Annotated in this window: 28 protein-coding genes and 1 tRNA gene; 8 read left to right on the forward strand and 21 right to left on the reverse strand. The window is 60.4% G+C overall.

From position 1 onward, the window contains the following. Nucleotides 1–116: 116 nt before the first annotated feature. On the reverse strand, nt 117–1,517 hold the full coding sequence (ahcY, locus tag HCK86_RS14085) for an adenosylhomocysteinase (protein WP_176085106.1): 1,401 nt from the start codon (nt 1,515–1,517) through the stop codon (nt 117–119). Between the two features lie 243 nt (nt 1,518–1,760). On the opposite strand from ahcY, the gene HCK86_RS14090 reads away from it, so the two are divergent. Continuing rightward, nucleotides 1,761–2,153 (forward strand): VOC family protein, encoded by a 393-nt coding sequence (locus HCK86_RS14090; protein ID WP_176085107.1) that lies wholly within the window; start codon nt 1,761–1,763, stop codon nt 2,151–2,153. Between the two features lie 154 nt (nt 2,154–2,307). Here HCK86_RS14090 and HCK86_RS14095 read toward each other — a convergent pair whose 3' ends face one another. The 5 genes from HCK86_RS14095 to HCK86_RS14115 all read right to left on the reverse strand — a co-directional run bounded on the left by HCK86_RS14095 (nt 2,308) and on the right by HCK86_RS14115 (nt 6,257). Next, the gene (locus HCK86_RS14095) at nt 2,308–2,583 is read right to left on the reverse strand and encodes an HPr family phosphocarrier protein (protein WP_176085108.1); all 276 of its coding nucleotides are present in this window, start codon (nt 2,581–2,583) and stop codon (nt 2,308–2,310) included. A 12-nt stretch (nt 2,584–2,595) separates the two neighbouring features. Further along, nucleotides 2,596–2,997, reverse strand: coding sequence for a PTS sugar transporter subunit IIA (locus HCK86_RS14100; RefSeq protein WP_176085109.1), 402 nt, complete (start codon nt 2,995–2,997; stop codon nt 2,596–2,598). Between the two features lie 284 nt (nt 2,998–3,281). Continuing rightward, entirely contained in the window at nt 3,282–3,755 is a 474-nt protein-coding gene (locus HCK86_RS14105) for an HPr kinase/phosphorylase (RefSeq protein ID WP_176085110.1), read from the reverse strand. Then, a complete protein-coding gene (locus tag HCK86_RS14110; protein ID WP_176085111.1) occupies nt 3,752–5,572 on the reverse strand; it encodes a sensor histidine kinase in 1,821 nt (606 codons plus the stop codon). Before HCK86_RS14110 ends, HCK86_RS14105 begins: the two co-directional genes overlap by 4 nt. Further along, nucleotides 5,538–6,257, reverse strand: a complete 720-nt coding sequence (locus tag HCK86_RS14115) for a response regulator transcription factor (protein ID WP_176085112.1) — start codon at nt 6,255–6,257, stop codon at nt 5,538–5,540. The genes HCK86_RS14110 and HCK86_RS14115 overlap by 35 nt, the downstream gene beginning before the upstream one ends. 333 nt (nt 6,258–6,590) lie before the next feature. On the opposite strand from HCK86_RS14115, the gene HCK86_RS14120 reads away from it, so the two are divergent. The 3 genes from HCK86_RS14120 to HCK86_RS14130 all read left to right on the forward strand — a co-directional run bounded on the left by HCK86_RS14120 (nt 6,591) and on the right by HCK86_RS14130 (nt 9,389). Beyond that, nucleotides 6,591–8,198, forward strand: a complete 1,608-nt coding sequence (locus HCK86_RS14120) for a phosphoenolpyruvate carboxykinase (protein ID WP_176085113.1) — start codon at nt 6,591–6,593, stop codon at nt 8,196–8,198. Nucleotides 8,199–8,325: 127 nt separating this feature from the next. Next, nucleotides 8,326–8,763 (forward strand): alternative ribosome rescue aminoacyl-tRNA hydrolase ArfB, encoded by a 438-nt coding sequence (gene arfB / locus HCK86_RS14125; RefSeq protein ID WP_176085114.1) that lies wholly within the window; start codon nt 8,326–8,328, stop codon nt 8,761–8,763. A 5-nt stretch (nt 8,764–8,768) separates the two neighbouring features. Beyond that, nucleotides 8,769–9,389, forward strand: a complete 621-nt coding sequence (locus HCK86_RS14130) for an alpha-ketoglutarate-dependent dioxygenase AlkB (protein WP_176085115.1) — start codon at nt 8,769–8,771, stop codon at nt 9,387–9,389. Between the two features lie 6 nt (nt 9,390–9,395). Here HCK86_RS14130 and coaA read toward each other — a convergent pair whose 3' ends face one another. The 8 genes from coaA to hisB all read right to left on the reverse strand — a co-directional run bounded on the left by coaA (nt 9,396) and on the right by hisB (nt 14,430). Next, nucleotides 9,396–10,409 carry a type I pantothenate kinase gene (gene coaA, locus HCK86_RS14135; RefSeq protein ID WP_176085116.1) on the reverse strand — a complete coding sequence of 338 codons (1,014 nt, stop codon included), beginning with the start codon at nt 10,407–10,409 and terminating at the stop codon, nt 9,396–9,398. Continuing rightward, complete coding sequence (locus tag HCK86_RS14140; RefSeq protein WP_176085117.1) at nt 10,406–10,729, reverse strand: phosphoribosyl-ATP diphosphatase; 324 nt, start codon at nt 10,727–10,729, stop codon at nt 10,406–10,408. Before HCK86_RS14140 ends, coaA begins: the two co-directional genes overlap by 4 nt. A 12-nt stretch (nt 10,730–10,741) precedes the next feature. Continuing rightward, nucleotides 10,742–11,530 carry an imidazole glycerol phosphate synthase subunit HisF gene (gene hisF, locus HCK86_RS14145; protein WP_176085118.1) on the reverse strand — a complete coding sequence of 263 codons (789 nt, stop codon included), beginning with the start codon at nt 11,528–11,530 and terminating at the stop codon, nt 10,742–10,744. Nucleotides 11,531–11,591: 61 nt separating this feature from the next. Beyond that, nucleotides 11,592–11,927 (reverse strand): hypothetical protein, encoded by a 336-nt coding sequence (locus HCK86_RS14150; RefSeq protein ID WP_176085119.1) that lies wholly within the window; start codon nt 11,925–11,927, stop codon nt 11,592–11,594. Continuing rightward, on the reverse strand, nt 11,927–12,661 hold the full coding sequence (hisA, locus tag HCK86_RS14155) for a 1-(5-phosphoribosyl)-5-[(5-phosphoribosylamino)methylideneamino]imidazole-4-carboxamide isomerase (protein ID WP_176085120.1): 735 nt from the start codon (nt 12,659–12,661) through the stop codon (nt 11,927–11,929). Before hisA ends, HCK86_RS14150 begins: the two co-directional genes overlap by 1 nt. Before the next feature lie 24 nt (nt 12,662–12,685). After that, nucleotides 12,686–13,339: an imidazole glycerol phosphate synthase subunit HisH gene (gene hisH, locus HCK86_RS14160; protein WP_176085121.1), complete on the reverse strand. Its 654-nt coding sequence runs from the start codon at nt 13,337–13,339 to the stop codon at nt 12,686–12,688. Next, entirely contained in the window at nt 13,336–13,809 is a 474-nt protein-coding gene (locus tag HCK86_RS14165; protein ID WP_176085122.1) for a DUF2628 domain-containing protein, read from the reverse strand. Before HCK86_RS14165 ends, hisH begins: the two co-directional genes overlap by 4 nt. 12 nt (nt 13,810–13,821) lie before the next feature. Continuing rightward, nucleotides 13,822–14,430, reverse strand: a complete 609-nt coding sequence (gene hisB / locus HCK86_RS14170; RefSeq protein ID WP_176085123.1) for an imidazoleglycerol-phosphate dehydratase HisB — start codon at nt 14,428–14,430, stop codon at nt 13,822–13,824. Between the two features lie 168 nt (nt 14,431–14,598). Here hisB and HCK86_RS14175 point away from each other — a divergent pair, with 168 nt between their 5' ends. From HCK86_RS14175 to hslU, 4 genes are all read left to right on the forward strand, one after another. Beyond that, entirely contained in the window at nt 14,599–15,093 is a 495-nt protein-coding gene (locus tag HCK86_RS14175) for a DMT family transporter (RefSeq protein WP_176085124.1), read from the forward strand. Further along, nucleotides 15,090–15,512, forward strand: a complete 423-nt coding sequence (locus HCK86_RS14180; RefSeq protein ID WP_176085125.1) for a DMT family transporter — start codon at nt 15,090–15,092, stop codon at nt 15,510–15,512. Before HCK86_RS14175 ends, HCK86_RS14180 begins: the two co-directional genes overlap by 4 nt. A gap of 113 nt (nt 15,513–15,625) precedes the next feature. Then, on the forward strand, nt 15,626–16,186 hold the full coding sequence (gene hslV, locus HCK86_RS14185; RefSeq protein ID WP_141148112.1) for an ATP-dependent protease subunit HslV: 561 nt from the start codon (nt 15,626–15,628) through the stop codon (nt 16,184–16,186). A gap of 71 nt (nt 16,187–16,257) precedes the next feature. Next, the gene (hslU, locus tag HCK86_RS14190) at nt 16,258–17,565 is read left to right on the forward strand and encodes an ATP-dependent protease ATPase subunit HslU (RefSeq protein ID WP_176085126.1); all 1,308 of its coding nucleotides are present in this window, start codon (nt 16,258–16,260) and stop codon (nt 17,563–17,565) included. Nucleotides 17,566–17,870: 305 nt separating this feature from the next. Here hslU and HCK86_RS14195 read toward each other — a convergent pair whose 3' ends face one another. The 7 genes from HCK86_RS14195 to HCK86_RS14225 form a co-directional block, all read right to left on the reverse strand. Continuing rightward, nucleotides 17,871–19,298: a mannose-1-phosphate guanylyltransferase/mannose-6-phosphate isomerase gene (locus tag HCK86_RS14195; protein WP_176085127.1), complete on the reverse strand. Its 1,428-nt coding sequence runs from the start codon at nt 19,296–19,298 to the stop codon at nt 17,871–17,873. A 42-nt stretch (nt 19,299–19,340) separates the two neighbouring features. Continuing rightward, entirely contained in the window at nt 19,341–20,759 is a 1,419-nt protein-coding gene (locus tag HCK86_RS14200) for a phosphomannomutase (RefSeq protein ID WP_176085128.1), read from the reverse strand. 477 nt (nt 20,760–21,236) lie between these two features. After that, complete coding sequence (locus tag HCK86_RS14205; protein ID WP_176085129.1) at nt 21,237–22,601, reverse strand: HAMP domain-containing sensor histidine kinase; 1,365 nt, start codon at nt 22,599–22,601, stop codon at nt 21,237–21,239. Further along, complete coding sequence (locus HCK86_RS14210; protein ID WP_172332568.1) at nt 22,591–23,271, reverse strand: winged helix-turn-helix domain-containing protein; 681 nt, start codon at nt 23,269–23,271, stop codon at nt 22,591–22,593. The genes HCK86_RS14205 and HCK86_RS14210 overlap by 11 nt, the downstream gene beginning before the upstream one ends. Before the next feature lie 30 nt (nt 23,272–23,301). Beyond that, nucleotides 23,302–23,502 (reverse strand): hypothetical protein, encoded by a 201-nt coding sequence (locus HCK86_RS14215; RefSeq protein ID WP_172332566.1) that lies wholly within the window; start codon nt 23,500–23,502, stop codon nt 23,302–23,304. Further along, nucleotides 23,499–24,248, reverse strand: a complete 750-nt coding sequence (locus HCK86_RS14220) for a hypothetical protein (RefSeq protein WP_172332567.1) — start codon at nt 24,246–24,248, stop codon at nt 23,499–23,501. The genes HCK86_RS14215 and HCK86_RS14220 overlap by 4 nt, the downstream gene beginning before the upstream one ends. 403 nt (nt 24,249–24,651) lie before the next feature. Continuing rightward, nucleotides 24,652–24,728: transfer RNA gene (locus HCK86_RS14225), tRNA-Met, on the reverse strand. Nucleotides 24,729–24,743 lie beyond the last annotated feature (15 nt).

A 24,743-nucleotide genomic window follows, 5' to 3' on the forward strand; every position in this document is an offset into this window, starting at 1 on the left:
ACCTTAAAAAACATAAACGCTTGGCGAATCCGAAAAAAGAGTCCGCCGCAAATAAACAAAGCCGCGCCTGTCATTTGAAGGCGCGGCCAGATTAGAAGATTATGCTTACCGAATGCTTAATAGCGGTAATGATCGGGCTTGAACGGGCCTTCCGGCGTCACACCAATATAGGCAGCCTGCTCCGGCGACAGCACCGTCAGCTTGGCACCGAGCTTGTCGAGATGCAGGCGTGCAACCTTCTCATCGAGATGCTTGGGCAGAATGTGAACGCCCTTCGGATATTTGTCGCGATGCAGGAATATTTCCATTTGCGCCAGAACCTGATTGGTAAAGGACGCCGACATGACGAAGGAGGGATGCCCCGTGGCGTTTCCGAGGTTCAGAAGCCGCCCCTCTGACAGCAGGATCAGCCGCTTGCCATTGGGGAAGGAAATCATATCGACCTGCGGCTTGATATTGGTCCACTTGTAATTGCGCAACGAAGCCACCTGGATCTCGTTGTCGAAGTGGCCGATATTGCCGACAATGGCCATGTCCTTCATCTCGCGCATATGCTCGAGGCGGATGATGTCCATATTGCCGGTGGTGGTGATGAACAGGTCGGCCGAGGACAGAACGTCTTCCAGAACAACAACTTCATAACCATCCATGGCTGCCTGCAGCGCGCAGATCGGATCCGCTTCGGTGACCTTGACGCGGGCGCCGGCACCCGACAGCGAGGCAGCCGAGCCCTTGCCGACATCGCCATAACCGCAGACCACGGCAACCTTGCCGGCAAGCATGACGTCGGTGGCACGGCGAATACCGTCAACCAGCGATTCCTTGCAGCCATACTTATTGTCGAATTTCGACTTGGTGACCGAATCATTGACGTTGATGGCCGGGAAGGGCAGCTGGCCGGCACGGGCGAGCTGGTAGAGACGGTTCACACCTGTGGTGGTTTCTTCCGTGACGCCATAAAGCGCTTCGCGCTGCTTGGTGAAGAAGCCCGGCGTCGCCGCCATGCGCTTCTTGATCTGGGCGAACAGCACTTCCTCTTCTTCCGAATGCGGGTTCGACAGCACGTCTTCACCGGCCTCGGCGCGTGCACCGGTCAGGATATACATGGTGGCATCGCCGCCATCATCGAGGATCATGTTGGACAGGCCGCCATCACGCCACTGAAAGATCTGGTCCGTATAGGTCCAGTATTCGGCGAGCGTTTCCCCCTTGACCGCATAGACCGGCGTTCCGCTGGCAGCAATGGCAGCCGCAGCGTGATCCTGGGTCGAGAAGATGTTGCAGGATGCCCAGCGGACATCGGCGCCGAGCACCTTCAGGGTCTCGATCAGAACGGCCGTCTGGATCGTCATGTGGAGCGATCCGGAAATGCGCGCACCTTTCAGGGGCTGGCTTTCACCGAATTCCGCACGCGCGGCCATCAGGCCCGGCATTTCTGTTTCGGCGATATCGATTTCCTTGCGACCGAAATCAGCAAGCGCGATATCGGCGACGTGATAATCCTGCGTGGCGCTCATCATAAACTCCGAAAATCTAGCTGTAGCACATGGCGGATCCTTCGACCCGCCGGGCCCTTTCAGGGCCGTCAGTTTCAGGCCAAGGGTTTAACAGCCTTGCCGGAACCATGCAAGAAAGACATAAAGAAATCTTTATGTCTTTCCGACAATCTGGTCTGCGGCCTATTCATGCCACAAAGAATGGCAAGGATTGGCGCATGAACAGGATGCGATCCGGGCTTTCAACACGGTGCGGGGATATCGATGGCAGATGGCAGTTCAACCGGCCGGGTCACTGGCCTTGGTGGCATTTTCGTGCTGAGTGCCAATAGCGAGGGGCTTTCTGCCTGGTATCGCGACGTGCTGGGTCTGACGGTCGAGGCCTGGGGCGGCAGCCGATTTGACGATGCGGCACGGCCTTCCGGATCGTCTTCGCTGTGGTGCAGTTTCAACGCAGAGAGTGGCTATCTTGCGCCTTCACCACGCGATTTCATGATCAATTTCATCGTTGATGACATGGACCTGATGCTCAGCCGGCTTGACCAGAAAGGCGTCGCCATTCTCGGCCGCGATGACAGTGATGACAATGGCCGCTTCGCCTGGGTGCTTGATCCCGACGGTACCAAGATCGAATTGTGGCAACCGGGAAAGGCCTGACCGCGCTCCGGAGATCGGCTTCACGAAAACGGCGTGGATGTCCCGGGCCGGCCTAGAACGCCGTGCGTCCTTTTGAACGCAGCAGGACGCTCAATCTTATTGAATCTACGCATCGTTCTTTTCGAGAATCGAACCCGATTTTCGAGCCGATGCGCTAGCATTCCTCGCCAAAGCGGCATTCGACCAGGCTGGCAATCGCATCAAGCGCTTCATCGGCATCCGGGCCGCTGGCGCTGACGACAATCTGGCTTTCGATCCCGGCAGCCAGCATCATCAGCCCCATGATCGAGGTACCGCCAACGCTCATGCCATCTTTTGATACGGTGACATGGGCATCGAAACGTTCGACAGTCTGCACGAACTTCGCCGACGCCCGCGCGTGCAGGCCACGACGATTGATGATGGTAAGTTCACGGCTCGCTTCGCTCATCAGGCCGCGACCCTATTTTCCGTTGAGCACACGGCTGGCGACATTGATATAGCGCCGCCCGGCATCTTCCGCCTCGGCCAGCGCCTTTTCCATGTCATTGTCGCCACGCACCGCAACCAGCTTGATCAGCATCGGCAGGTTGACGCCGGCAATGACCTCTACCCGCCCAGCGCTCATGATCGAGATCGCCAGATTGGAAGGCGTTCCGCCAAACATGTCGGTAAGGATGATGACACCATTGCCGCTATCGGCCTGACTGACGGCCTTGAGAATGTCATCCCGCCGCTGGTCCATATCATCTTCGGGACCGATCGAGATCGTCTCGATGGCGTCCTGCGCGCCCACCACATGCTCAACCGCGAGGCGGAACTCCTCGGCCAGTCTGCCATGGGTTACAAGCACCAGTCCGATCATGTTGGTTTCGCTCCCTTTTTCATGTCCAGTTTCGGCAATCACCCCGAAACCCCATAGACAACCTGTTCGCCCATCTTGTCGAAGTGGCGGCGAAGTGCAAGCCCAAAAGGCGGAATGTCACCAGCCCATTGCTGCGGCACAAACGTCCGGTACTGGCCGGACACGGGAGCGCGCGACGGATTTCTCTTCGCCCATCGGCTCGAAAATCGCGTTCGATTTTCGAGCCGATGCGTCGATTCAATAAGCTAGGGCGTCCTGCTGCGTCCAAAAGGACGCACGGCTCCCTAGCGCAGGGGCCGGGCCGGGCGCCCCTCTGTCAGGCCCGGGCAAAGCGCGTCCAGCCGGGCAAGCGGGCTTGCGCCCTGAAGCGTCAACGGCAGCAGCGGCAATGTTGCACCGCCCGGAAGCGTGAACAACAGACCGGTTTGCGGAAGTCGCTCGGCCGTTTCAGCATTGACAGGCTGGACACAGACATCCATCACCGCTGCCTGCAGATGGTCGGTTATGACAATGCCGCTGCCGTAGATCTCGATCTTGCCGGCAATGGCCGGCGGCGCACTGGCAATCACCCGCCCGCCTTGCTGCGTGATGAACAGCTGATCGTCGGCGACAAGCCGGGAAAACAGCCCCAGCGCTGCGGCCTCTGCCATCAGCGACAATGCCAGACTGCTCTTGCCCGCCCCCGACGGCCCGACCAGCATGATGCCGGTGACACCGATGACGACGGCGGTTGCGTGCAGATTAAGCACCCCGCTCATGCGTTGCGATGGCCGGAACTCGCCGGCAGGGTGAGAATGAAACGGGCGCCGGTGATGTCGCCGCTTTCCTTGTCGACAATATTTTCCGCCACCAGCGTGCCGCCATGCGCCTCGGCGATCTGCCGCGAAATCGACAGACCGAGCCCGGAATTCTGTCCGAAAGCCTCACCATCCGGCCGGTCGGTGTAGAAACGCTCGAAGATGCGCTCAATGTCTTCAGCCCGGATGCCCGGCCCGTTGTCCTCGACGGTGATGACAATGTGATTGCGTCCGCGCCGCAGCCGGACACCGATCCGGCCGGTTTTCTCCGGCACGAATGAGCGCGCATTCTCGATCAGATTGGTGATGATCTGTCCGATCCTGAGATCATGGCCGAAAATTTCGAAACTGTTCTTGCCGCCATGGGGCGCATCGACCTCAAGGTCAATCTCGACCGGCTTGCGCGAGCCGATATCCCGCGACAGCGTCACAAGATCATTGAGCAGCGTCTCGACATCGAAGACGGAAGCGTCCTCACGCGCGAGCTCCGCATCGAGCCGCGACGCATCGGAAATATCGCTGATCAGCCGATCGAGGCGGCGCACATCATGCTGGATGATTTCGGTCAGCCTCGCCTTTGCCTCCTCGGTTCTGGCAAGCGGCAGGGTCTCGACCGCGCTTCTGAGCGAGGTGAGCGGGTTTTTCAGCTCATGGGCGACATCGGCGGCAAAACTGTCAATCGCGTCAATCCGGTCGTAAAGCGCCGTGGTCATTTCCCGAAGCGTCGTCGACAGATGGCCGATCTCGTCCTGGCGGGCAGAATAATCGGGAATTTCCTGGCGCTCCCGCGGCCCGCCGCGACGGACCCTGACGGCGGCTTCGGAAAGCCGGCGCAGCGGATTGGCGATCGTCGAGGACAGCATGAAGGACAGGACCATGGTCACAAGCGAGGTGACCACAAACATGCGGATGATCGCCAGCCGTTCATTGTGGAGGATCTTGTCGATATCACCGGCCTGGGTCGACAGGAGCAGAACCCCGAGCACAGCGCGAAAGCGCTGGATCGGCACGGCAACCGAAACGATCTGGTTCCCCTGGTCGGTCATCCGCACTTCCTTGGCGGTCTGGCCGTTCAGAGCTTTCATCACTTCGGGATAGATCGAGCCGTCACCGCCCGGTGCTTCCTGATAACGCGCCTCGCCATGTGGCTGCAGCACCCAGTTGAGGAAATTGCCAAGCTTGCCGATCACCGTTTCGGTCGTCGTTTCACTCACCGGTGGCAGGTCGTAGCGCAGGATCTGGCCGCGCGAAAACAGATAGCGTGAATCGAGGATCAGATTGGCATCGGGATCGAAAATCTGCGCACGGGTGCGCGTCGGCGAGATCAGCCGTCTCAGGATCGGTGCAACCTTTTCCGGGTTGATCGGGAATTTCAGATCCTCGTCATTGGGAGAGGGTCTGGCGCTTTCACCGGCCTGCAGCTCCAGCAGCTTTTGCGGATCAAGCGTCATCGTGTCGCTCTCGACCGACACCGACGAGGCAATCGCACCGGCAATCATCTCGCCCTGTGTGGTGAGGCTTTCCATGCGGGCTTCAATCAGGCCTTCGCGGAACTGATTGAGATAGAGAATGCCGCCGACCAGAAAGAACAGTGCCAGAAGATTGAAGAACAGGATACGCCAGTTGAGGCTGGAGAAAACCGTCGCAGCCAGAACCTTGCGCAGGGTCATGAAAGGCCCACGCCAGCGTTTCCTGATCCGCGATGTCGCGGCCTGTCCAGTCCGTTCGGTCACGTCATGCCTGTCAAGCGGCGTCGCGGAAGCGATAGCCGACGCCATACAGGGTTTCGATCATGTCAAACTCGCGATCAACCAGCTTGAACTTCTTGCGCAGGCGCTTGATGTGGCTGTCGATCGTGCGGTCATCCACATAGACCTGATCATCATAGGCCGCATCCATCAGCGCGTCACGGCTCTTGACCACACCGGGCCGCTGGGCGAGCGACTGCAGGATCAGGAATTCCGTCACGGTGAGAGTGACCGGATCGCCCTTCCAGGTGCAAGTGTGACGCTCCTGGTCCATGACCAGCTGGCCGCGCTCGAGCGGCCGGTTCGTCTCGCTGTCACCGGTCTTGACACCGCCCGATGCCGCAGCATCACGCCCGGCAACGCGGCGCAGAACCGCGCGCACGCGTTCGACCAGAAGGCGCTGCGAAAAGGGCTTTGTGATGAAATCATCGGCGCCCATCTTCAGACCGAAGAGTTCATCGATTTCCTCATCCTTGGAGGTGAGGAAGATCACCGGAACATCCGATTTCTGACGCAGACGGCGGAGCAGCTCCATACCATCCATGCGCGGCATCTTGATGTCGAAGATCGCCAGCTGCGGCGGGTTGGACAACAGCCCGGTCAGCGCGGTTGCGCCATCCGTATAGGTATCGACACGATATCCCTCGGATTCAAGCGCGATCGAAACCGACGTCAGGATGTTTCGGTCGTCGTCCACAAGGGCGATGGTCTGCATCATAGGCTCCTACTGTCGAGAGGCCGCGTTTTAACGGCGGCCGCTTCTGATGTCTTTTTAGCATCTCTTGGAAAAAAACTGGAACAAATTGTGGCAACGCCGTCTTTGCGGCGCTCTGACACGGTTAAACCGGCTTTTTCTCGCTCTTCGCCATATCCGGCTAAATATATGGCAATCCACGCGGATTTAAATCTTACATGCCGCCACAATTTTGTTTAAAACGATTAAATAATTGATATTGCTATATTTTATGTCATTTCCCGTTGCACATTCCGACTTGATTAAATATAAGTTTAAAAAATTCAATTTGTTTAGCCAATGAAGGATTGGATCATGGAGGAATTCGGGCTCTACAATCAGGGGTTTCCGGCAGCATCGCTGGGTCTGAAAAACCTGGGGGGTGTTTATTACAATCTTTTGCCGTCACAGCTCTGCGAGGAATCATTGCGTCGCGGCGAAGCCGTTTTGACGGCCGATGGCGCCCTGCGCGCGCTCACCGGCCAGCATACAGGCCGTTCTGCCAAGGACAAATTTGTTGTCTGCGACCAGACCACCGAGCCCGAAATCTGGTGGGACAACAACAAGAAGATGTCGCCGGAGCATTTTGCGCTTTTGAAGCAGGACATGCTGGCCCATGCGGAAGGCCGCGACCTCTTCATTCAGGATCTGATCGGCGGCGCCGATGCCGACAATGCGCTGCCGACCCGTGTGGTCAGCGAATATGCCTGGCACGCCATGTTCATCCGCAATCTGCTGATCCGTCCGGACCGCGCCCAGCTCGAGCATTTCACCGCCAGGCTGACGATCATCGACCTGCCGAGTTTCCGGGCTGATCCGCAGCGTTACGGCTGCCGCACGGAGACGGTGATCGCCTGCGACCTTACCAACGGCCTGGTGCTGATCGGCGGGACATCCTATGCCGGCGAGATCAAGAAATCGGTCTTCACCATGCTGAACTATCTGCTGCCGGCCCGCGGCGTCATGCCGATGCATTGCTCGGCCAATGTCGGCGCGAAGGACGACGCCGCCGTCTTCTTCGGCCTGTCGGGCACCGGCAAGACCACGCTGTCGGCCGATCCGACACGCACGCTGATCGGCGATGACGAACATGGCTGGGGCAAGAAGGGCATCTTCAACTTCGAAGGCGGCTGCTATGCCAAGACGATCCGGCTTTCGGCGGAAGCCGAGCCCGAGATCTTCGCCACCACCAAACGCTTCGGCACCGTGCTCGAAAATGTCGTGCTTGATGCCGACCGCAAGCCCGATTTCGATGATGGTTCGCTGACGGAAAACACCCGCTGCGCCTATCCGCTCGATTTCATTCCTAATGCTTCGAAAACCGGTCAGGCCGGCCACCCGAAGACGATCATCATGCTGACGGCCGATGCTTTCGGCGTGCTGCCGCCGATTGCCAAGCTGACGCCGGAACAGGCCATGTACCACTTCCTGTCAGGCTATACCGCCAAGGTTGCCGGCACCGAAAAGGGCGTGACCGAGCCGGAAGCCACATTCTCGACCTGTTTCGGCGCTCCCTTCATGCCGCGCCATCCGGCGGAATACGGCAATCTTCTGAAGGATCTGATCGCGCTTCACGAGGTCGATTGCTGGCTGGTCAATACCGGCTGGACCGGCGGCGCCTACGGCACCGGCAAGCGCATGCCGATCCGCCAGACCCGCGCCATGCTGGCAAAGGCCTTGTCAGGCGATCTGAAATCGGCGGAATTCCGCATCGATGACAATTTCGGCTTTGCCGTTCCGCTCGCCATTGATGGTGTCGACCAGACGATCCTGACCCCGCGCGACACCTGGTCGGACCCGATGGCCTATGACCGCCAGGCCGCCAAGCTTGTCGACATGTTCATCAGCAACTTCGCCAAGTTCGAGACCCATGTCGACGACGGCGTACGGGCTGCGGCACCGAAGACGCTTGCCAGCGCCTGATCAGGGCTCCGTGGGAGGAGCACAGTGAAAATGCCCGGCCGGTTTTTCCCTGCCGCCGGGCATTTTCCCCTCTGATCTGCTTGCCCTTGGCCCGCACCCCGTGTGATATGGCGCCAAGGAGTGGACCATGGCTGCAAGCGATCTTCATATCAACGACCGGATCGTCATTTCCGGCTGGGAACTGACCGAACAATTCATCCTGACCGGCGGCCCTGGCGGGCAGAATGTCAACAAGCTTGCCACCGGCGTTCAGCTGTTCTTCTCCGTTGCCACCTCACCTGCCCTTTCCGAACGGATCCGCCGCAATCTGATCCGCATTGGCGGCCGGCGCGTCTCCAAGGAGGGCGTGCTGATGATCGAGGCCAAAAGCCACCGCAGCCAGGAGCGCAACCGCGAGGACGCACGCGAAAGGCTGAAGGAAATGGTACTGGAGGCCGCCCTGCCGCCTCCGCCGGCGCGGCGCAAGACCAGGCCCACGCGCGGCTCGATTGAACGCCGGCTGAAGGAAAAGTCCGGCCGTTCCGAGGTCAAGAAGATGCGCGGCAAGCCGGGCCGGGAGGACTGACCGCCATGGCCGCAACCGGGCTGCCCGACGGCTTTTCCTATCTGCCGGACCATCTCGACCGCAGGGCCCAGGAAGCCCTTGTCGGCGACATTCGCGCCATTGTCGCAAAGGCCCCGCTCTATGTGCCGGTGATGCCGCGCACGGGAAAAGCGATGTCCGTGCGCATGACCAATTGCGGACAGCTCGGCTGGGTGACCGACAAGGAGCGCGGCTATCGCTACCAGCCGCTTCACCCGGTCACGGGGCAAGCCTGGCCGGACATCCCGCCCGCACTGCTGGCGCTCTGGAACACGCTTTCCGGTTTTGACGCCCCGCCGGAAGCCTGCCTGGTGAATTTCTATGACGAAACCGCGAAAATGGGCCTGCATCAGGATCGCGACGAAGCGGAATTTTCAGCGCCGGTCCTGTCAATATCGCTCGGCGACAGCTGCCTGTTCAGGATCGGCGGCCCGTCGCGCGGCGACAAAGCACAATCGCTGAAGCTCAGGAGCGGCGATATCGTCATCCTTGGCGGCAAAAGCCGGCTCGCCTTTCATGGGGTGACGCGGATTTATCCCGATACGTCGACCCTTTTGAAGAAAGGTGGACGGATCAATCTGACGCTGAGACGGGTTACCCCCGTCTGACACCCGTCACAGTTTCCTCAGCGCCACCGTCTCCACCAGATGATCACGGCCTTTGCGCAGAATGAGATCGGCACGCGGCCGGGTCGGCAGGATGTTGTTCTCGAGATTCTTGAGATTGATATTGCGCCACAGATCTTCCGCGATCGACAGCGCTTCGGCCTCATCCAGCGCGGAATAGCGGTGGAAGTAGGAAGCCGGGTCCTGGAAGGCGGTGCGCCGCAGCTTGAGGAAACGGTCAACATACCACTGCCGGATCTGTTCGACTTCCGCATCGATATAGATCGAGAAATCGAAAAAGTCCGAGACGATCGGCACCATCCGTCCGCCGGCCGGCAGATCGCGCGACTGCAGCACATTGATACCCTCGAAAATCAGGATATCCGGCCGGTCAACGGTCACGAAGCCATCGGACAGAACATCATAGGACAGATGCGAATAAAGCGGCGCGCGGACATTCGGCATCCCGGCCTTGATGGCGGAGAGAAATTTGAGGATCGCACCCGTATCGAAGCTTTCGGGAAAGCCCTTGCGACGCATCAGCCCTTCTCGTTCAAGCACGTCATTGGGATAGAGAAAGCCATCCGAGGTGACCAGATCGACCTTGGGGCTTGACGGCCAGCGCGCCAGCAGCTGTTTCAGCAGCCGCGCCGTGGTCGACTTTCCCACCGCCACCGGTCCGGCGACCCCGATGATGAAGGGGGTCTTGTTGTCGTCCTCACTGAAATTCAAAAACCGCTTGCGCTGCCGGAACAGCATCTGCGAGCTTTCGACATGCGATGACAGCAGCCGTGACAGCGACAGATAGATGCGCCGCACTTCTTCCAGATCGATCGGGTCGTTGAGAGAGCGAAGCTGACGGACTTCCTCCGCCTTCAGCGTCATCGGCGTATCGGCGCGAAAATGGGACCACTCATCCGCCGTGAAGAAGCGATAGGGCGACACCTGCCCCGCCGCGAAACGATCGAGCGCAATTGCCGATGCGTTGATCTCGTCGGCCAAGGCCGTTCCCGCCGTCGTCATTCAACCGTCCGCCCCGCCTTTTCGGCTATGCCCGACTGGCCCTGCCGCCGTGCAAGCTCGTTCATGACATCATCCAGCGGAATATCGGCAATTTTGAGCACGACCAGCAAATGATAAAGCAGATCAGCGGCTTCATAGGTCAGATTTTCGCGATCTTCGGCAATGGCGGCAATCACCACCTCGGTGGCTTCCTCACCGAGCTTCTTGGCCGCCTTGCGCTGGCCGTGGGACACCAGTTTTGCCGTCCAGCTTTCATCCGGAGAAGCACCTGCGCGCTTTGCGACAATGGCTTCAAGATCGGCAAGCGAAAAATCGGTCATGGCTTTCCTCCCTCAGTCCAGCCGCATCGCGATACCGCGATCAGCCATATACTGTTTGGCCTCGCCAATGGAATAGGTACCAAAGTGGAAGATCGAGGCCGCCAGAACCGCCGTCGCATGTCCCTCGGCAATCCCGTCCACCAGATGATCAAGCGTGCCGACGCCGCCCGAGGCAATCACCGGCACCGAAACCGCATCGGCAATCGCGCGCGTCAGCTCCAGATCATAGCCGGCCTTGGTGCCATCGCGATCCATGGATGTGAGCAGGATTTCGCCAGCGCCAAGGGCCACGACCTTTTCGGCAAATTCCACCGCGTCGATGCCGGTCGGCTGACGGCCGCCATGGGTGTAGATCTCCCAGGCACTGCGGTTTTCCCGGCCCGGCGCCTGCGTTGCCCGACGCTTGGCATCAATGGCGACAACAATGCACTGATTGCCGAACTTGTCGGCTGCTTCGGCGACGAAATCCGGGTTCTTCACCGCGGCCGAGTTGATCGAGACCTTGTCGGCACCGCAGAGCAGCAGCTTGCGGATATCGGCGACCTCGCGCACGCCGCCACCAACGGTGAGCGGCATGAAGCACTGCTCGGCGGTGCGGGTGACGACATCGAAAATGGTCTCGCGATTGTCCGACGTGGCGGTGATATCGAGAAAGCAGAGCTCATCGGCACCGGCCGCATCATAGGCGCGCGCCGCCTCAACCGGATCGCCGGCATCAATCAGATCGACGAAATTCACGCCCTTGACGACACGGCCGTCCTTGACGTCGAGGCAGGGAATGACACGGGCTTTCAGGGTCATTTGATCGTCTCCGAACCAATCATGATCACCGGGCAGGCCTCAATGGCGCTTCAAATGCGCCTCAGCCGGTCGGGGTCAAATTATGTCTGCCCTTCTTATAGTGGGTCACCGCGCGCTTCAATGCCAGAACGACAAGCCAGCCAGACGCAATTGCAATGGCAAGTGGCTGGGTTACCAAAAACAGCCAGGCCGCAATGGCCATAGTGCCGATCAGCGCGCCAACATCATGGCCAGCAACGACACAAGGGTAAAATCCGCCCTCATCCAGCCGGCAATCATGGGCGTCAGCCACCGCGATGGCGGCCATGGCTGACACAACCGGCGCAAAGGCCAGACACAGAAGCGCTGCGGCAAACAGGATGGAAAACCACGGCTGGCGCGGTGGAAGCCTGTGCATCAGGCCTTTGCAGCGGCCAACAACGCCAGCGCCGCCGCCGGATCGATCCGCCCGTCATAAAGCGCGCGGCCGGAAATCGCGCCTTCGAGGCTCTGTGCATCCGGCTCGGTCATGCGGGCAATATCATCCATCGAGGCAAGGCCGCCCGAGGCAATCACCGGGATCGAAACTGACGCCGCCAGATGCAGCGTCGAAGCCCAGTTGATCCCGGCCAGCACGCCGTCACGATCAATATCGGTATAGATGATCGCCGCGACGCCCGCGCCTTCGAAGCGCTTTGCCAGCTCGACAACCTCAAGCTCCGAGGCTTCCGCCCAGCCCTCGACGGCCACCTTGCCGCCGCGCGCATCAATGCCGACGGCAACCTTGCCCGGAAAGGCCTTGCAGGCGGCCCTGACCAGATCGGGATCGCGAACCGCGACCGTGCCGAGAATGACGCGGGCAAGCCCGCGCGACAGCCAGTTTTCGATATGCTCCAGCGAACGGATGCCGCCGCCAAGCTGTACCGGGTTCTTCGTCGCCTTCAGGATGGCGTCGACGGCATCGCCATTGACGGTGCGCCCGGCAAAGGCGCCGTTCAGATCCACCACATGCAGCCAGGAAAAGCCCTGGTCCTCAAAGGCTTTCGCCTGGGCGCCGGGATCGGGATTATAGACCGTCGCCTGGTCCATATCGCCCAGCTTGAGGCGCACGCACTGGCCGTCTTTCAGATCGATGGCGGGAAAAAGGATCATGATTTTCGTCTCTTGTCTGACGCCTTACGGCGTCCACTCCAGGAAATTGGCGATCAGTTTCAGGCCGAGCGTCTGGCTCTTTTCCGGGTGAAACTGCGAGCCGGCCTTGTTGCCATTGGCAACGAAAGCGGTGACGGGACCGCCGTAATCGGTCACGGCAATCACCTGTTCCGGCTTCTGTGCCGCCAGATGATAGGAATGGACGAAATAGGCATGCAGCCCGTCTTCGCCCGTCTCGATGCCGTCAAACAGCGGGTGCTCGCTCCTGAGCGTCAGCGTATTCCAGCCGATCTGGGGAATTTTCAGCGCACGATCGGCTGGTTTGATCAGCGTGACATCGCCGGAAATCCAGCCAAAACCGTTCGTCACCGTCTTTTCCAGGCCGCGATCCGACATCAGCTGCATGCCGACGCAGATGCCGAGGAAGGGGCGCGCCTTTGTCTCGGCCACCTCGATAATCGCTTCGACCATGCCCGGCACGGCATCAAGCCCCGCCCGGCAATCGGCGTAGGCGCCAACGCCCGGCAGCACGATACGGTCGGCGGCCGCAACGATCTCTGCCTTGTCGGTCAGGATGATTTCCGCATCGCTCCCACATTCGCGCGCGGCGCGCTCGAAGGCCTTGGTGGCCGAGCGCAGATTGCCCGACCCGTAATCAATGATGGCGAGAGTGCTCATGGTGACATTCCATAGGCGTCCATCAGGGCGATGCCCGACGGCGCCGGTTCGGCCCTTGTCGGGCCTTTCGTTGCAAAATCCGGCGGGGCGGTCTCGGCCTCCTCAAATCCGGCGAAATAAAGCTCTTCGGCCTCATCGATATCATCGGCAACGATGACCGCATCGAGACGAAAGCCGCGCCGCTCCATCGCATTGGCAGCAAAGCCGCGCGCCTCAAGCGCGATGAAGATGTTGAGCGCAATTGCGCAGAGGCCCGCTTCCATATCGAAGCCGCCGAGATCACCCGCAGCCGCGATCAGGAGCGACAGCACGAGCGTTAAGCTCCCGGCGCGCCAGGCGCGCTGGAACAAAAGCCAGAACGGTCCGAAAACAAGCGCCCAGAAGGCAAAGCCATCGCGGATGAAAACGGTCTTTTCCGGCGCCTTTTCAGCACTTTCACCGGGCGGTAGCAGAACCAGAAAACTTGCCATGATCATCCTCCATCAGGCGAGCATGCCCTTGGTCGAGGGCACGCGGCCCTCCTGGCGCGGATCGATCTCGGCCGCGGCGCGCAGGCTGCGCGCCACCGCCTTGAAGCAGGTTTCGGCGATATGGTGGCTGTTGGCCCCGTAGTGATTGAGAATATGCAGCGTGATCCCGGCATTCTGGGCCAGGGCGTGGAAAAACTCCTTCACCAGCTCGGTATCGAAAGTGCCGATCTTTTCCGACGGGAAGGTGACGTTCCACACCAGATAAGGCCGGCCGGACAGGTCGATTGCCGCCTTGGTCATGGTCTCGTCCATGGCAAGATCGATCGAGGCATAGCGGGTAACACCGGCACGGCTGCCAAGCGCCTTGGCCAGCGCCTGACCGATGGCGATACCGGTATCTTCCACCGTGTGGTGATCATCGATATGGGTGTCGCCCTTGGCGCGGATCGTCATGTCGATCAGCGAATGACGGGCAAGCTGATCCAGCATATGATCGAAGAAACCGATCCCGGTGGCAATATCGGCAATCCCGGTGCCATCGACATTCACGGCCACCGAAATTGCGGTTTCCTTGGTCTCGCGCTGAATTTCCGCGCGACGCATATCCTGCTGAACGGCCATATCCCTCAACCTTCTTCACTGCGGATTGATGACCGTCTCTTAACAGGCACATCCCTGTTTCGCAAAAGAAAAGGCAGTCCGGCAATCGTCTTGTAGTTTTACTTTGCCCGTTTCTCGTCTAAATCCGGATGCTCAATTATCAGGGGACGCCAAGAGGGGACAATTTTCATGACAACACAATCCCGCCCTGCATTCATCTATTTTATTGCTGCCTTTGCCTCCGGCGGCCTACTGGCTGCGATGACCCATATGAACGGTCTGGTTGCCCATTATGGCAGCCCGCTTTTTGCCTCCTTCGTCGCCCATGGCGCTGGCACGATCGCGGCGATCATCTTTCTCGGCCTGATCTTCGCCTTTTCGGGCAAGGGCCGGCCTGCGGCTGCGGGCGCATCGCCCCGGCTGAAGGCACCCTGGTGGGCCTATCTTGGCGGTGTTTCAGGCGCCGCCACCGTCATTCTTGCCTCACTCTCGGTCAATTCCCCCCTGGCACTGTCCGGCACGATTGCGCTCGGTCTTGCCGGTCAGGTGATCTTCTCGCTTGCTGCCGACCGCTGGGGCCTGTTCGGCCTGCCGGCGCGCAAGCTCGATCTGCGCGATTTTCTCACCGTTGCCCTGATCCTTGGCGGATCCGTTGCCGTCATTCTCGCGGGAGGCCCCGCATGATCACTGCCATTTCAGCTGCACTGACGGCCGGTCTTCTCGTCGGCATCTCGCGTCAGATCAATGGCCGCCTGTCGCTGTCGACCTCGCCGATGATCGCCTCCTTCTTCAATCATATCGTCGGCTTCATCACCATCTGCCTGCTGGCACTGGCGGTCGGCGGGCTTTTCCCGCCCGATATTTCCGCGATCCCCGCCTATGCCTGGCTGGGCGGACCGATCGGCGTCATCTTCGTCGCCGCCGGCTCGTGGGTCATCCCCAAAATTGGCGCCGTGGCAACGGCCGTGCTGATCATTGGCGGCCAGATGCTGACCGGAATCGTCGTCGATATGGTGAGCGGCATCAATGAATTCTCGCCGCTGCGCGATATCGGCCTGCTGCTCATTCTGGGCGGGATTTTACTTGCGCAAAGACGCACATAGGCCAGAAGCAAGGGCACGCGGATTGCAAATGCCACGCCGCTGCCTACATAGGACCACGAACCGGCGCGCCGACATGAGGTTGAAAAGCGCCGCGAAGGACAAGGTTTGAGCCCATGAGCGAACATAATCCCTACGGCACGATGCATGCGACGACGATCATTACCGTGCGCAAGGGCGGTCAGGTGGTCATGGCCGGCGACGGCCAGGTCTCGCTTGGTCAGACAGTGATGAAGGGCAACGCCCGCAAGGTGCGCCGGATCGGCAAGGGCGGCAATGTGATCGCCGGTTTTGCCGGGGCCACCGCCGATGCCTTCACCCTTCTGGAGCGGCTGGAGCGCAAGCTCGAGCAATATCCCGACCAGCTGATGCGCGCCGCCGTGGAGCTGGCCAAGGACTGGCGAACCGACAAATATCTGCGCAATCTCGAAGCCATGATGCTGGTGGCCGACAAGGATGTGACCCTGGCGATCACCGGTAACGGCGACGTGCTGGAGCCCGAACACGGCACCATGGCGATCGGCTCCGGCGGCAATTACGCCTATGCCGCGGCCCGCGCGCTGATGGATGGCGACGGTTCGGCCGAGGAAATCGCCCGCAAGGCCATGGGCATTGCCGCAGAGATCTGCGTCTACACCAACCAGAATGTCATCGTCGAAACGCTCGACGCGGCCTGAACGGGCGCGACCAAGAGCAGCGGCTCCGGTGCTTTCATAAGGCCGGAGAACCGTCAAGGAGCACTGAAATCATGACGAATTTTTCCCCGCGCGAAATTGTTTCCGAACTCGATCGCCATATTATCGGCCAGCACGACGCCAAGCGCGCCGTCGCTATTGCGCTCAGAAACCGCTGGCGCCGCCAGCAGCTGTCGGAAGACCTGCGCGATGAGGTCATGCCGAAGAACATTCTGATGATCGGCCCGACCGGCGTCGGCAAGACCGAGATTTCCCGCCGCCTGGCAAAGCTTGCCGGTGCGCCATTCATCAAGGTCGAGGCAACCAAGTTCACCGAAGTCGGCTATGTCGGCCGCGATGTCGAGCAGATCGTCCGCGACCTGGTTGAAATCGGCATCGTGCTGGTGCGCGAGAAGAAACGTCAGGACGTGCAGGCCAAGGCCCATGCCAATGCCGAGGAACGCGTGCTCGATGCGCTGGTTGGCAAGACCGCCTCGCCGGCCACCAAGGACAGTTTCCGCCAGAAACTGAGAAATGGCGAGCTGGACGACAAGGAAATCGACATCGAGATCGCCGATACGCCGGCCGCGGGTCAGGGCTTCGAGATCCCGGGCATGCCGGGCGCCAATATCGGTGTTCTGAACCTGTCGGAAATGTTCGGCAAGGGTTTCGGCCAGAAGACCAAGAAGGTCCGCACCACGGTCAAGAACTCCTATGCCGATCTGATCCGCGACGAAAGCGACAAGCTGATCGATGACGAGGTCATCCAGCGCGAGGCCATGCGCCTGGTGCAGGAAGACGGCATCGTCTTCCTCGATGAAATCGACAAGATCGCCTCCCGCGAGGGCGGCATGGGCGCCGGCGTATCCCGCGAAGGCGTGCAGCGCGACCTGCTGCCGCTGGTCGAAGGCACCACGGTTGCCACCAAATACGGCCCGGTAAAGACCGATCACATCCTCTTCATCGCCTCCGGCGCCTTCCACGTCTCGAAGCCGTCCGATCTCCTGCCCGAACTTCAGGGCCGCCTGCCGATCCGCGTTGAATTGCAGGCGCTGACCAAGGAAGACTTCCGCCGCATCCTGACGGAAACCGAGGCCAGCCTGATCCGCCAGTACAAGGCGCTGATGGAAACCGAAGAGCTGACGCTCGATTTCACCGAGGACGCCATCGATGCGCTGGCCGATGTTGCCGTTCATCTGAACGCCACCGTTGAAAATATCGGTGCCCGGCGATTGCAGACGGTCATGGAGCGCGTGCTGGACGAGATCTCCTTCAACGCACCGGATCGCGGCGGCCAGGAAATCACCATTGATGCGGCCTATGTGCGCCAGCATGTTGGCGATCTGGCGCAGGATACGGACCTCTCCCGCTTTATCCTGTAAATGGCCCCCAATCGAAGCAGCAAAAAGCCGCCGGGTTTCCGCCCGGCGGTTCAGACTGTCGAGAATGCTTTCCAATCCCCACTTGCGTCATATCTGTGCCTGACTCCAGCAGCCGTGCCTCTGCACGGCGAAAGACCCTCTAAGTCCTACAGTGCCCTGAAGCGGCTGGATCCCCGTGCCGAGCACGGGGATGACGACGCAGAGGGCGGCTATTCCACCCAGGACAGACAATCTGGTTGATTTTGTTAGCAATCTGAGCTGCCGGGTTTACATCCGGCGGCTTTTTGATGCGCCTCGCCCTTGCCTCAGCCGCGGCCGAAATCGTCGACGAGACGGATGATGTCGTCTTCGCCGAGATAGGATCCGGTCTGGACCTCGATCAGCTCCAGCGTGATCTTGCCGGGATTGGCAAGACGGTGCACGGCGCCGAGCGGAATATAGACCGACTGGTTCTCGCTCAGCATCTTGACCGTGTCATCCACCGTCACCTCGGCCGTGCCCTTGACGACGATCCAGTGCTCGGCGCGGTGGTGATGCTTCTGCAGCGACAGCTGCTTGCCCGGATGCACGAAGATCCGCTTGGCCTGGAAGCGTTCGCCCTTGATGATCGAGGTATAGCCGCCCCAGGGCCGGTAGGAGGTCGGATGTTCGCGCGCCAGCGCTTCGGTCTTCTTCGAGGCCTTCAGCTGCTTGACGATCTGCCCGACATTCTGGCTGTCTTCCAGCCGGCCGACATAGACCGCATCCTCACCGGCAATCACCGCCATGCCCTCGAGCCCCTGACCGGCCACATGAAGATGGCGCGAGATCACCAGCGTGTCCTTCGTATTCAGCAGCGTCGCATCGCCCGAAACGACATTGCCGTCGCCATCCTTGTCGCCATCCTTCCAGATCGCATCCCACGAACCGAGATCAGACCATTTGAACGCCGATGGCACGACCGCCGCATTGCCGGTCTTTTCCATGATCGCATAGTCGATCGAGATATCCGGGCACTGCGCGAAGATTTCCGCATCGAGACGGGTAAAATCGAGATCGCCCGTATCCTTCTCCACCGCTTCGGCGGCAAGGCTCATCACCTCCGGCGCATAGACCTCCATCTCGCCGATCAGCGTGCCGACCGGAAACATGAACATGCCCGAATTCCAGGTGAAGGTTCCGGCCGCAACCATTGCCTCCGCCTTTTCCAGCGGCGGCTTTTCGACAAAACGCTTCACCGCAAAGGCACCCGGCGCCAGTTCTTCACCCGCCTCGATATAGCCATACCCCGTCGCCGGCTCACTCGGCGCAATCCCGAAGGTCACCAGCTTGCCCGCTTCGGCCGCCGCAAAGGCGGTATCAATGCAGGAAAAATAGCTTTCATCCGCGTCGATCTCATGGTCGGAGGCCAGAACCTGCATGATCGCACCGGCGCCGAACATCGACTGCACCAGCGCCGCGGCCGCCGCAACCGCAGGCGCCGTATTGCGCGCCACCGGTTCGAGAATGATCGACGACAGCGCGATATCCATCTCGCGCGCCTGCTCGGCCACCAGAAAGCGGAAATCCTCATTGGTCAGCACGATCGGCGCTTCATAGCGCGCATCATCGGCAACCCGCTCAAGCGTCTTTTGAAACAGCGTCGTCGGCCCGAGGAAACGGATGAACTGTTTTGGCGCGGCCGCGCGCGAAAGAGGCCACAACCGTGTCCCCTTGCCACCGGCCATGATCACGGGAACGATTTTACCAGTCATGTTTCAATGTCTCCAAATAAAGCTAGAAATTAAAATCAGGGTTCAGCCAACGTCAAAGGCGGCAAGCAGGGCAAGTCCCTGCCCGAGCAGATCTGCCGCCGCCGGGGCGCTTTCAGCCTCGACATAGCAGCGCATCTCCGGGGCATTGCCGGATGGCCGGAAATGAATGATGCGGCCATCTTCAAGCGTCACCCGCAGCCCGTCAATATCGCTCTTCGCCGCCACCCGGCCCAGCGGCGCGACAAAGGCGCCGAGATTGTCATCCGAGCCGCGCAGATAGGCCATCAAGGCTTCAGAACGCGACTGGGCAAAATCCTTGATCCGGTCGGCAGCGGCAACCGGCAGGCTGAATGTCGCGGCAAGGCTGCTCAGGGGCTTTTGCGCCCGCACCGAAAGATAAAGCGCCGACAGGATCGGCAGGAAGCAGTCACGCGTCGGCAGCGCATCGATCGGCCGGCCCGACGGCGCAAAGCCAGAGCCGGTCAGAAAGCCGCCATTGGCCTCGAAACCGACCACGCCATGCCGGCCCGCTTTCAGGGCCTCTTCCATCCCCGCGATCACATAAGGCGATCCGACGCGGGTGCGCACAACATCGAAAGCCCCGTTCTTCTCGATCCCGGAATTGGAGGTGACCGGTGTCACCACCACATCGGCCCCCAGGAAACGCGCCGTCATCAGGCCGATCAGATCGCCGCGGAGCGGTGTGCCGGTCTCATCGGCCACCAGAGGCCGGTCGGCATCGCCATCGGCCGAGACAATCGCATCGAAGTGCTGCTCTTGAGCCCAGCCCTTCAACAGCGCCACCGTTTCATCCGAAACGGCTTCCGTATCGACGGGAATGAAGCTTTCCGAACGGCCAAGCGCCATCACCTCGGCGCCGTAATGCGCCAGAAGATCAACGAGAAGATCCCGCGCCACGGTCGAATGCTGGTAGACGCCGACCCGCAGGCCAGACAGGGCTCCCTCCGGCAGAACGGCAAGATTGCGCTCGAAGAACAGCGTCATCGCCTCGCCCGCCCGATCGTCGCCTTTCAGCCGGCCAGCCGCCATCGTGCCGTCAAGGGCGCCAGCATGGCGGCTGATTGCCGCCTCGTCTTCCTTGGTGATCTCGCCGCTCGGCGTATAGAACTTGATGCCATTGCGGTCGGCGGGAATATGCGAGCCGGTGACCATAACCGCGCCTGCGTGGCGGGCAAAACCGTAAAGGCACAGCGCCGGCGTCGGCAGCGTGCCGCAATCGACCGGCTGAAAACCCGCCGCCGCAATCGCCGCCATGCAGTTTTCGGCAATCTCCGGGCTCGAAGCACGAAAATCGCGACCGACAAGGATCGGATCCCCCGCCTTCGCCATCCCGCTTGCAAGAAGATGACGGCAGAAGCCAGCCATGTGAACCGTCGCTGCCGCTCCAACAAGCGCCGTCGAAAGACCCCGAAGACCGCTCGTTCCGAATTTCAAATCCATCTCTAAAACCATCCTGAAAATTTAACGTCAGACCGGAGAGAAGGTTCCGCAAGACGAAAAACCGGTCGTTTTTGATGGCGGAAGACCCGGCTATGGCGCAATCACGCGCCAGCAATCAGGCCCTCTCGCGCTGGCAAAGGCCGCTTCAAGGGGCCAGAGGCAAAGGCGGCTTTCCGCCGGGCAATCGCGTGAAATGCCGGTCCTTCGCTCCCTCCGGCTTGCCTCTGCTGCCTATTGGATAGGCTGCGTGATCCTGTCAGTCAAGTTCAGCACGGGCGCGATCAGCGCAAGCCGTTGCAGCCCGGCAGGTCAGTGCGCCCGGCCCGCAGATGCGCATCAGGACCACAGCGGCGCGGCGGTCAGAGAAATGACAAGCGCATGATTCGTTTCGAAAGTCGATTCCGATTTTCGAAGAGAATGATGAATAGATTCAATATGATAGAGCGTTCTGGTGCGTCCAAAAGGAGGCACGGCGCTCTAGGCATTGACCATCGGAACCACCAGGACAAAGCGCGCGCCCGGTTCGTTATCTTCGATATGGACGGCAATGCCGTGCAGATCCGCTATAGCACGCACCAGGCTCAGGCCGAGCCCGTTACCCGGCGTGCTGCGGCTTCTATCCAGCCGATAAAGACGCTGGAACAGCTTGTCGCGTTCAGCCCGGGGAATGCCAGGACCGTCATCACAGACCACCGCGATCAGGCGCCCGTCCTCGACATCGAGCTCAAGGCCGATCCGGGCGCCGCCGGCGCAGTGGTTGATGGCATTCTCGACGAGATTGACGAAAAGCTGCATCAGCAATTCTCGATCGCCCGACATCACGGCCGGCCCCTGCCCCTTATAGGTGAAGCTCAGGCTTTGCCCGTTATCCTCGGCGACATCCGTGTAGATTTCGGCGATCGCCCCCATGATTGCGGCAAGGTCGAGGGTCTGGAAACGCTTCCGGCGGGCACCAGCCTCGATCTGGGCGATCCGCAGCAATGCCTCGAAGATGGCATTGATCCGGTCGCTTTCAGCCAGTGCCTCTTCAAGCTGTTCTGGCGTTGCCGCCCCGTGGGCGGACAGCGCCGCGGCCTCTTCCAGCACCAGCCGCAAACGGTAGAGCGGCGTCTTCAGATCATGCGCAATATCGGTGCTGACCTGACGCATGCCCTCGACAAGCGCCGACAGACGATCAAGTGCGGCATTGATCTGGGCCGAGACGACATCGATATCATCGCCCCTGCCGACCAGGTCAATCCGGCAGTCAAGGCGGCCGCTGGAAACCTCGTTCATGGTTTGAGCGATGCGATCCAGCCGTGCCTGGGCCCGCCGCGCCAGAAGGATGCCGGTCGCAAGCGCCGCCAGGATCGCCAGCCCCGTCGCCCAGCCGAAGTTGATCAGCAAGACCTGCGCCATATCCTCGGTCTCCGACAGGTTCTGCCCCACGACCAGGACGCCGCCGGCGATCGCGCCACGCATCACCCGAAAGCGGTCCTGGCCGGAAAGGCCGAGATCGACGGCGGAAACTGTCGTCAGCCCCTCCCCGGTCGGTGGCCTTTCGATATTTCCGGCACGCTTCTTGCCGTCTTCAGCCCCGAGATAGAACACCCAGTGCTCATGCTGGCGTAACCGCGAGAAACTTCTCACCGTCGCCACCAGATCCTCCGCATCCTCCGGCTCATAGCTTGAGGCAACGATGGCATAGGTCTCACGGACGGAAATATCGAGATTGGCATAGATCTCAGCGCGCACGACGAGAAAGGTCGCCAGAAAGACAACAAGCGACGACAGCACAAAGAAGACACCATAGGTCAGCGCCAGCCGGACCGGCGTGCTGCGCAACAGCCTGTTACGGCGCATGGAAACTGTATCCCGTATTGCGAACCGTGTGCAGGAGCTGGACGGAGAAGGGCTTGTCGATCTTGGCGCGCAGCCGGCTGATATGGGTTTCGACGACACTGGTCTGCGGATCGAAATGAAAGTCCCAGACCTTTTCCAGCAGCATGGTCCGCGTCAGCACCTGTCCTTCAGCGCGCATCAGCACTTCCAGCAACGTGAATTCGCGCGGCTGCAGCTCGATCACCTTGCCGCCGCGATGAACGACACGGCGGACAAGATCCATCTCAAGATCGGCAACACGCAAAACCGTCAGTTCCGCCTTGACCGGCGGCCGGCGACCAAGCGCGTTGATGCGCGCCAGAAGTTCGGAAAAGGCGAAAGGTTTCACCAGATAATCATCCGCGCCGGCTTCAAGCCCCTCAACCCGATCATCCACACCGCCAAGCGCCGTCAGAAACAGCATCGGTGTTGCCACTCTGGCGGCACGGGCCGCCCGCACGACCGAAAGCCCGTCCAGTTCCGGCAGCATGCGATCGATGATCAGAAGCTGGTAATTTTCCGAGGCCATCATGGCACGCTTAAGGCCCACGCGGCCATCGAAGACGACATCACAGACATGACCGGCTTCACTCAGCCCCCGGCTGAGAAAATTCGCAGTGCGACGATCATCTTCAAGAACCAGAATGCGCATGATGAGCAGTCCCATTCCTCTCTTGGCCGATTATCGGCTGCGCCTGAGGCTCAGCATGAGGATCACCATGCAGCCGACGATCAGGAAACCGCCGGCCGCAAAAGGCGAAACCCCGAAACGGCCAACCGCCAGGGCACAAAGGAAGACAACAGCCAGAACCTGCAAAGCGAGCCAGCCATCGTCGACAAACAGCCCATAAAGCTCGGCAAGGATCTCACGAACCAGTTTCATTGCGAAGCTTCCATCGTTTCGCACTCCGCTTCGAGCCGCCTGACCGCTAGGGCCGACACCCCGGCAAACAGCAGGAACAACGCCAGGACGGACAGATCGCCGCCGGGCCAGTGCAAGCCGATCGCTTCACCGACCCAGAAAACCCCGAAGGCAGTAAGCATCAGCCCGACGACGAATTTGATCGTGTTTTCCGGTACGCTGGAAAGCGGCTTGTGCACGACAAGGCCGACAAGTGCGACCAGCAGTGCCGCCGCAAGCGCGCCAATGCCCGCAACCATCGTCATGTTATGCGCCGTTCCAGCGGCGATGACGATGAAAACCACTTCAACGCCTTCAACCAGCACCGCCTTGAAAGCCGCAATGCCGGCAAGGTAATCCGAACGGCGGTTATCGTCCCCGTCCGCGTAAGCATCGATCTCTCGCGCAAAGACGGCCGCCTCATCACGGAGCGCAAGCCGACCGGCAGCACGCAAAATCGCCTTTCTCAGCCAGCGCATGCCGAAGAGCAACATCGCCGTACCGATAACCAGCTGCAGCGGCTGCAACGGAACCAGAGCGAAGAACGGACCGAAACTGAGAACCAGCCCGACAAGGACAAGAAGCGCCAGCGCGCTGCCGGTGAGCGCCGGACGCAGGCCGCGCGTCAGACTGACCGCCAGCACAATGGTAAAGGCCTCGACGACCTCGACAAGCGATGCAAGGAAAGTCGCCGAAAATGTTGAAAACAGTGCTGCAGTGTTGTCCATCAGCCAGTCCGGATTTCCGAAACATGCCGCGCCGATAAAGCCTCGGTCTTTCGGGAAGACGCGTGCCGGAAGCATAGCCGACGGGCGGTCCACGGCAAGCAGGAATGCAGTTTATCACGAATCCGTAAGAAACCGGCGCCTGTCCCGACCCGCTCCTTTCCGGTGCAACACCGATCCGGGCATCCCGTCAAGGTTACGCGACAACAGGATCATAGCCTGAAAGGCGACAATGCCAAAACACCGCTTGAGGCCAGCCAGGCACCGTGTAGTTCGCCGGCCGAGCGGCAGGAGGCATCTCAGCGCGCGGGCGGAAGCTGGGTCTGAGCTCGCTGGTGATCGGCTCGTCATTGGCGGAGAAACGCCAAAACCCCTGCAGCTGGGCTGCAGGGGTTTTTGAATGATTTGGTTGCGGGGGCAGGATTTGAACCTGCGGCCTTCAGGTTATGAGCCTGACGAGCTACCGGGCTGCTCCACCCCGCGTTATCCTTTGAGCAC

Origin of the sequence: Martelella sp. HB161492, assembly GCF_013184775.1 — a bacterium.
In the GTDB taxonomy this organism is placed as follows: Bacteria; Pseudomonadota; Alphaproteobacteria; order Rhizobiales; family Rhizobiaceae; genus Martelella.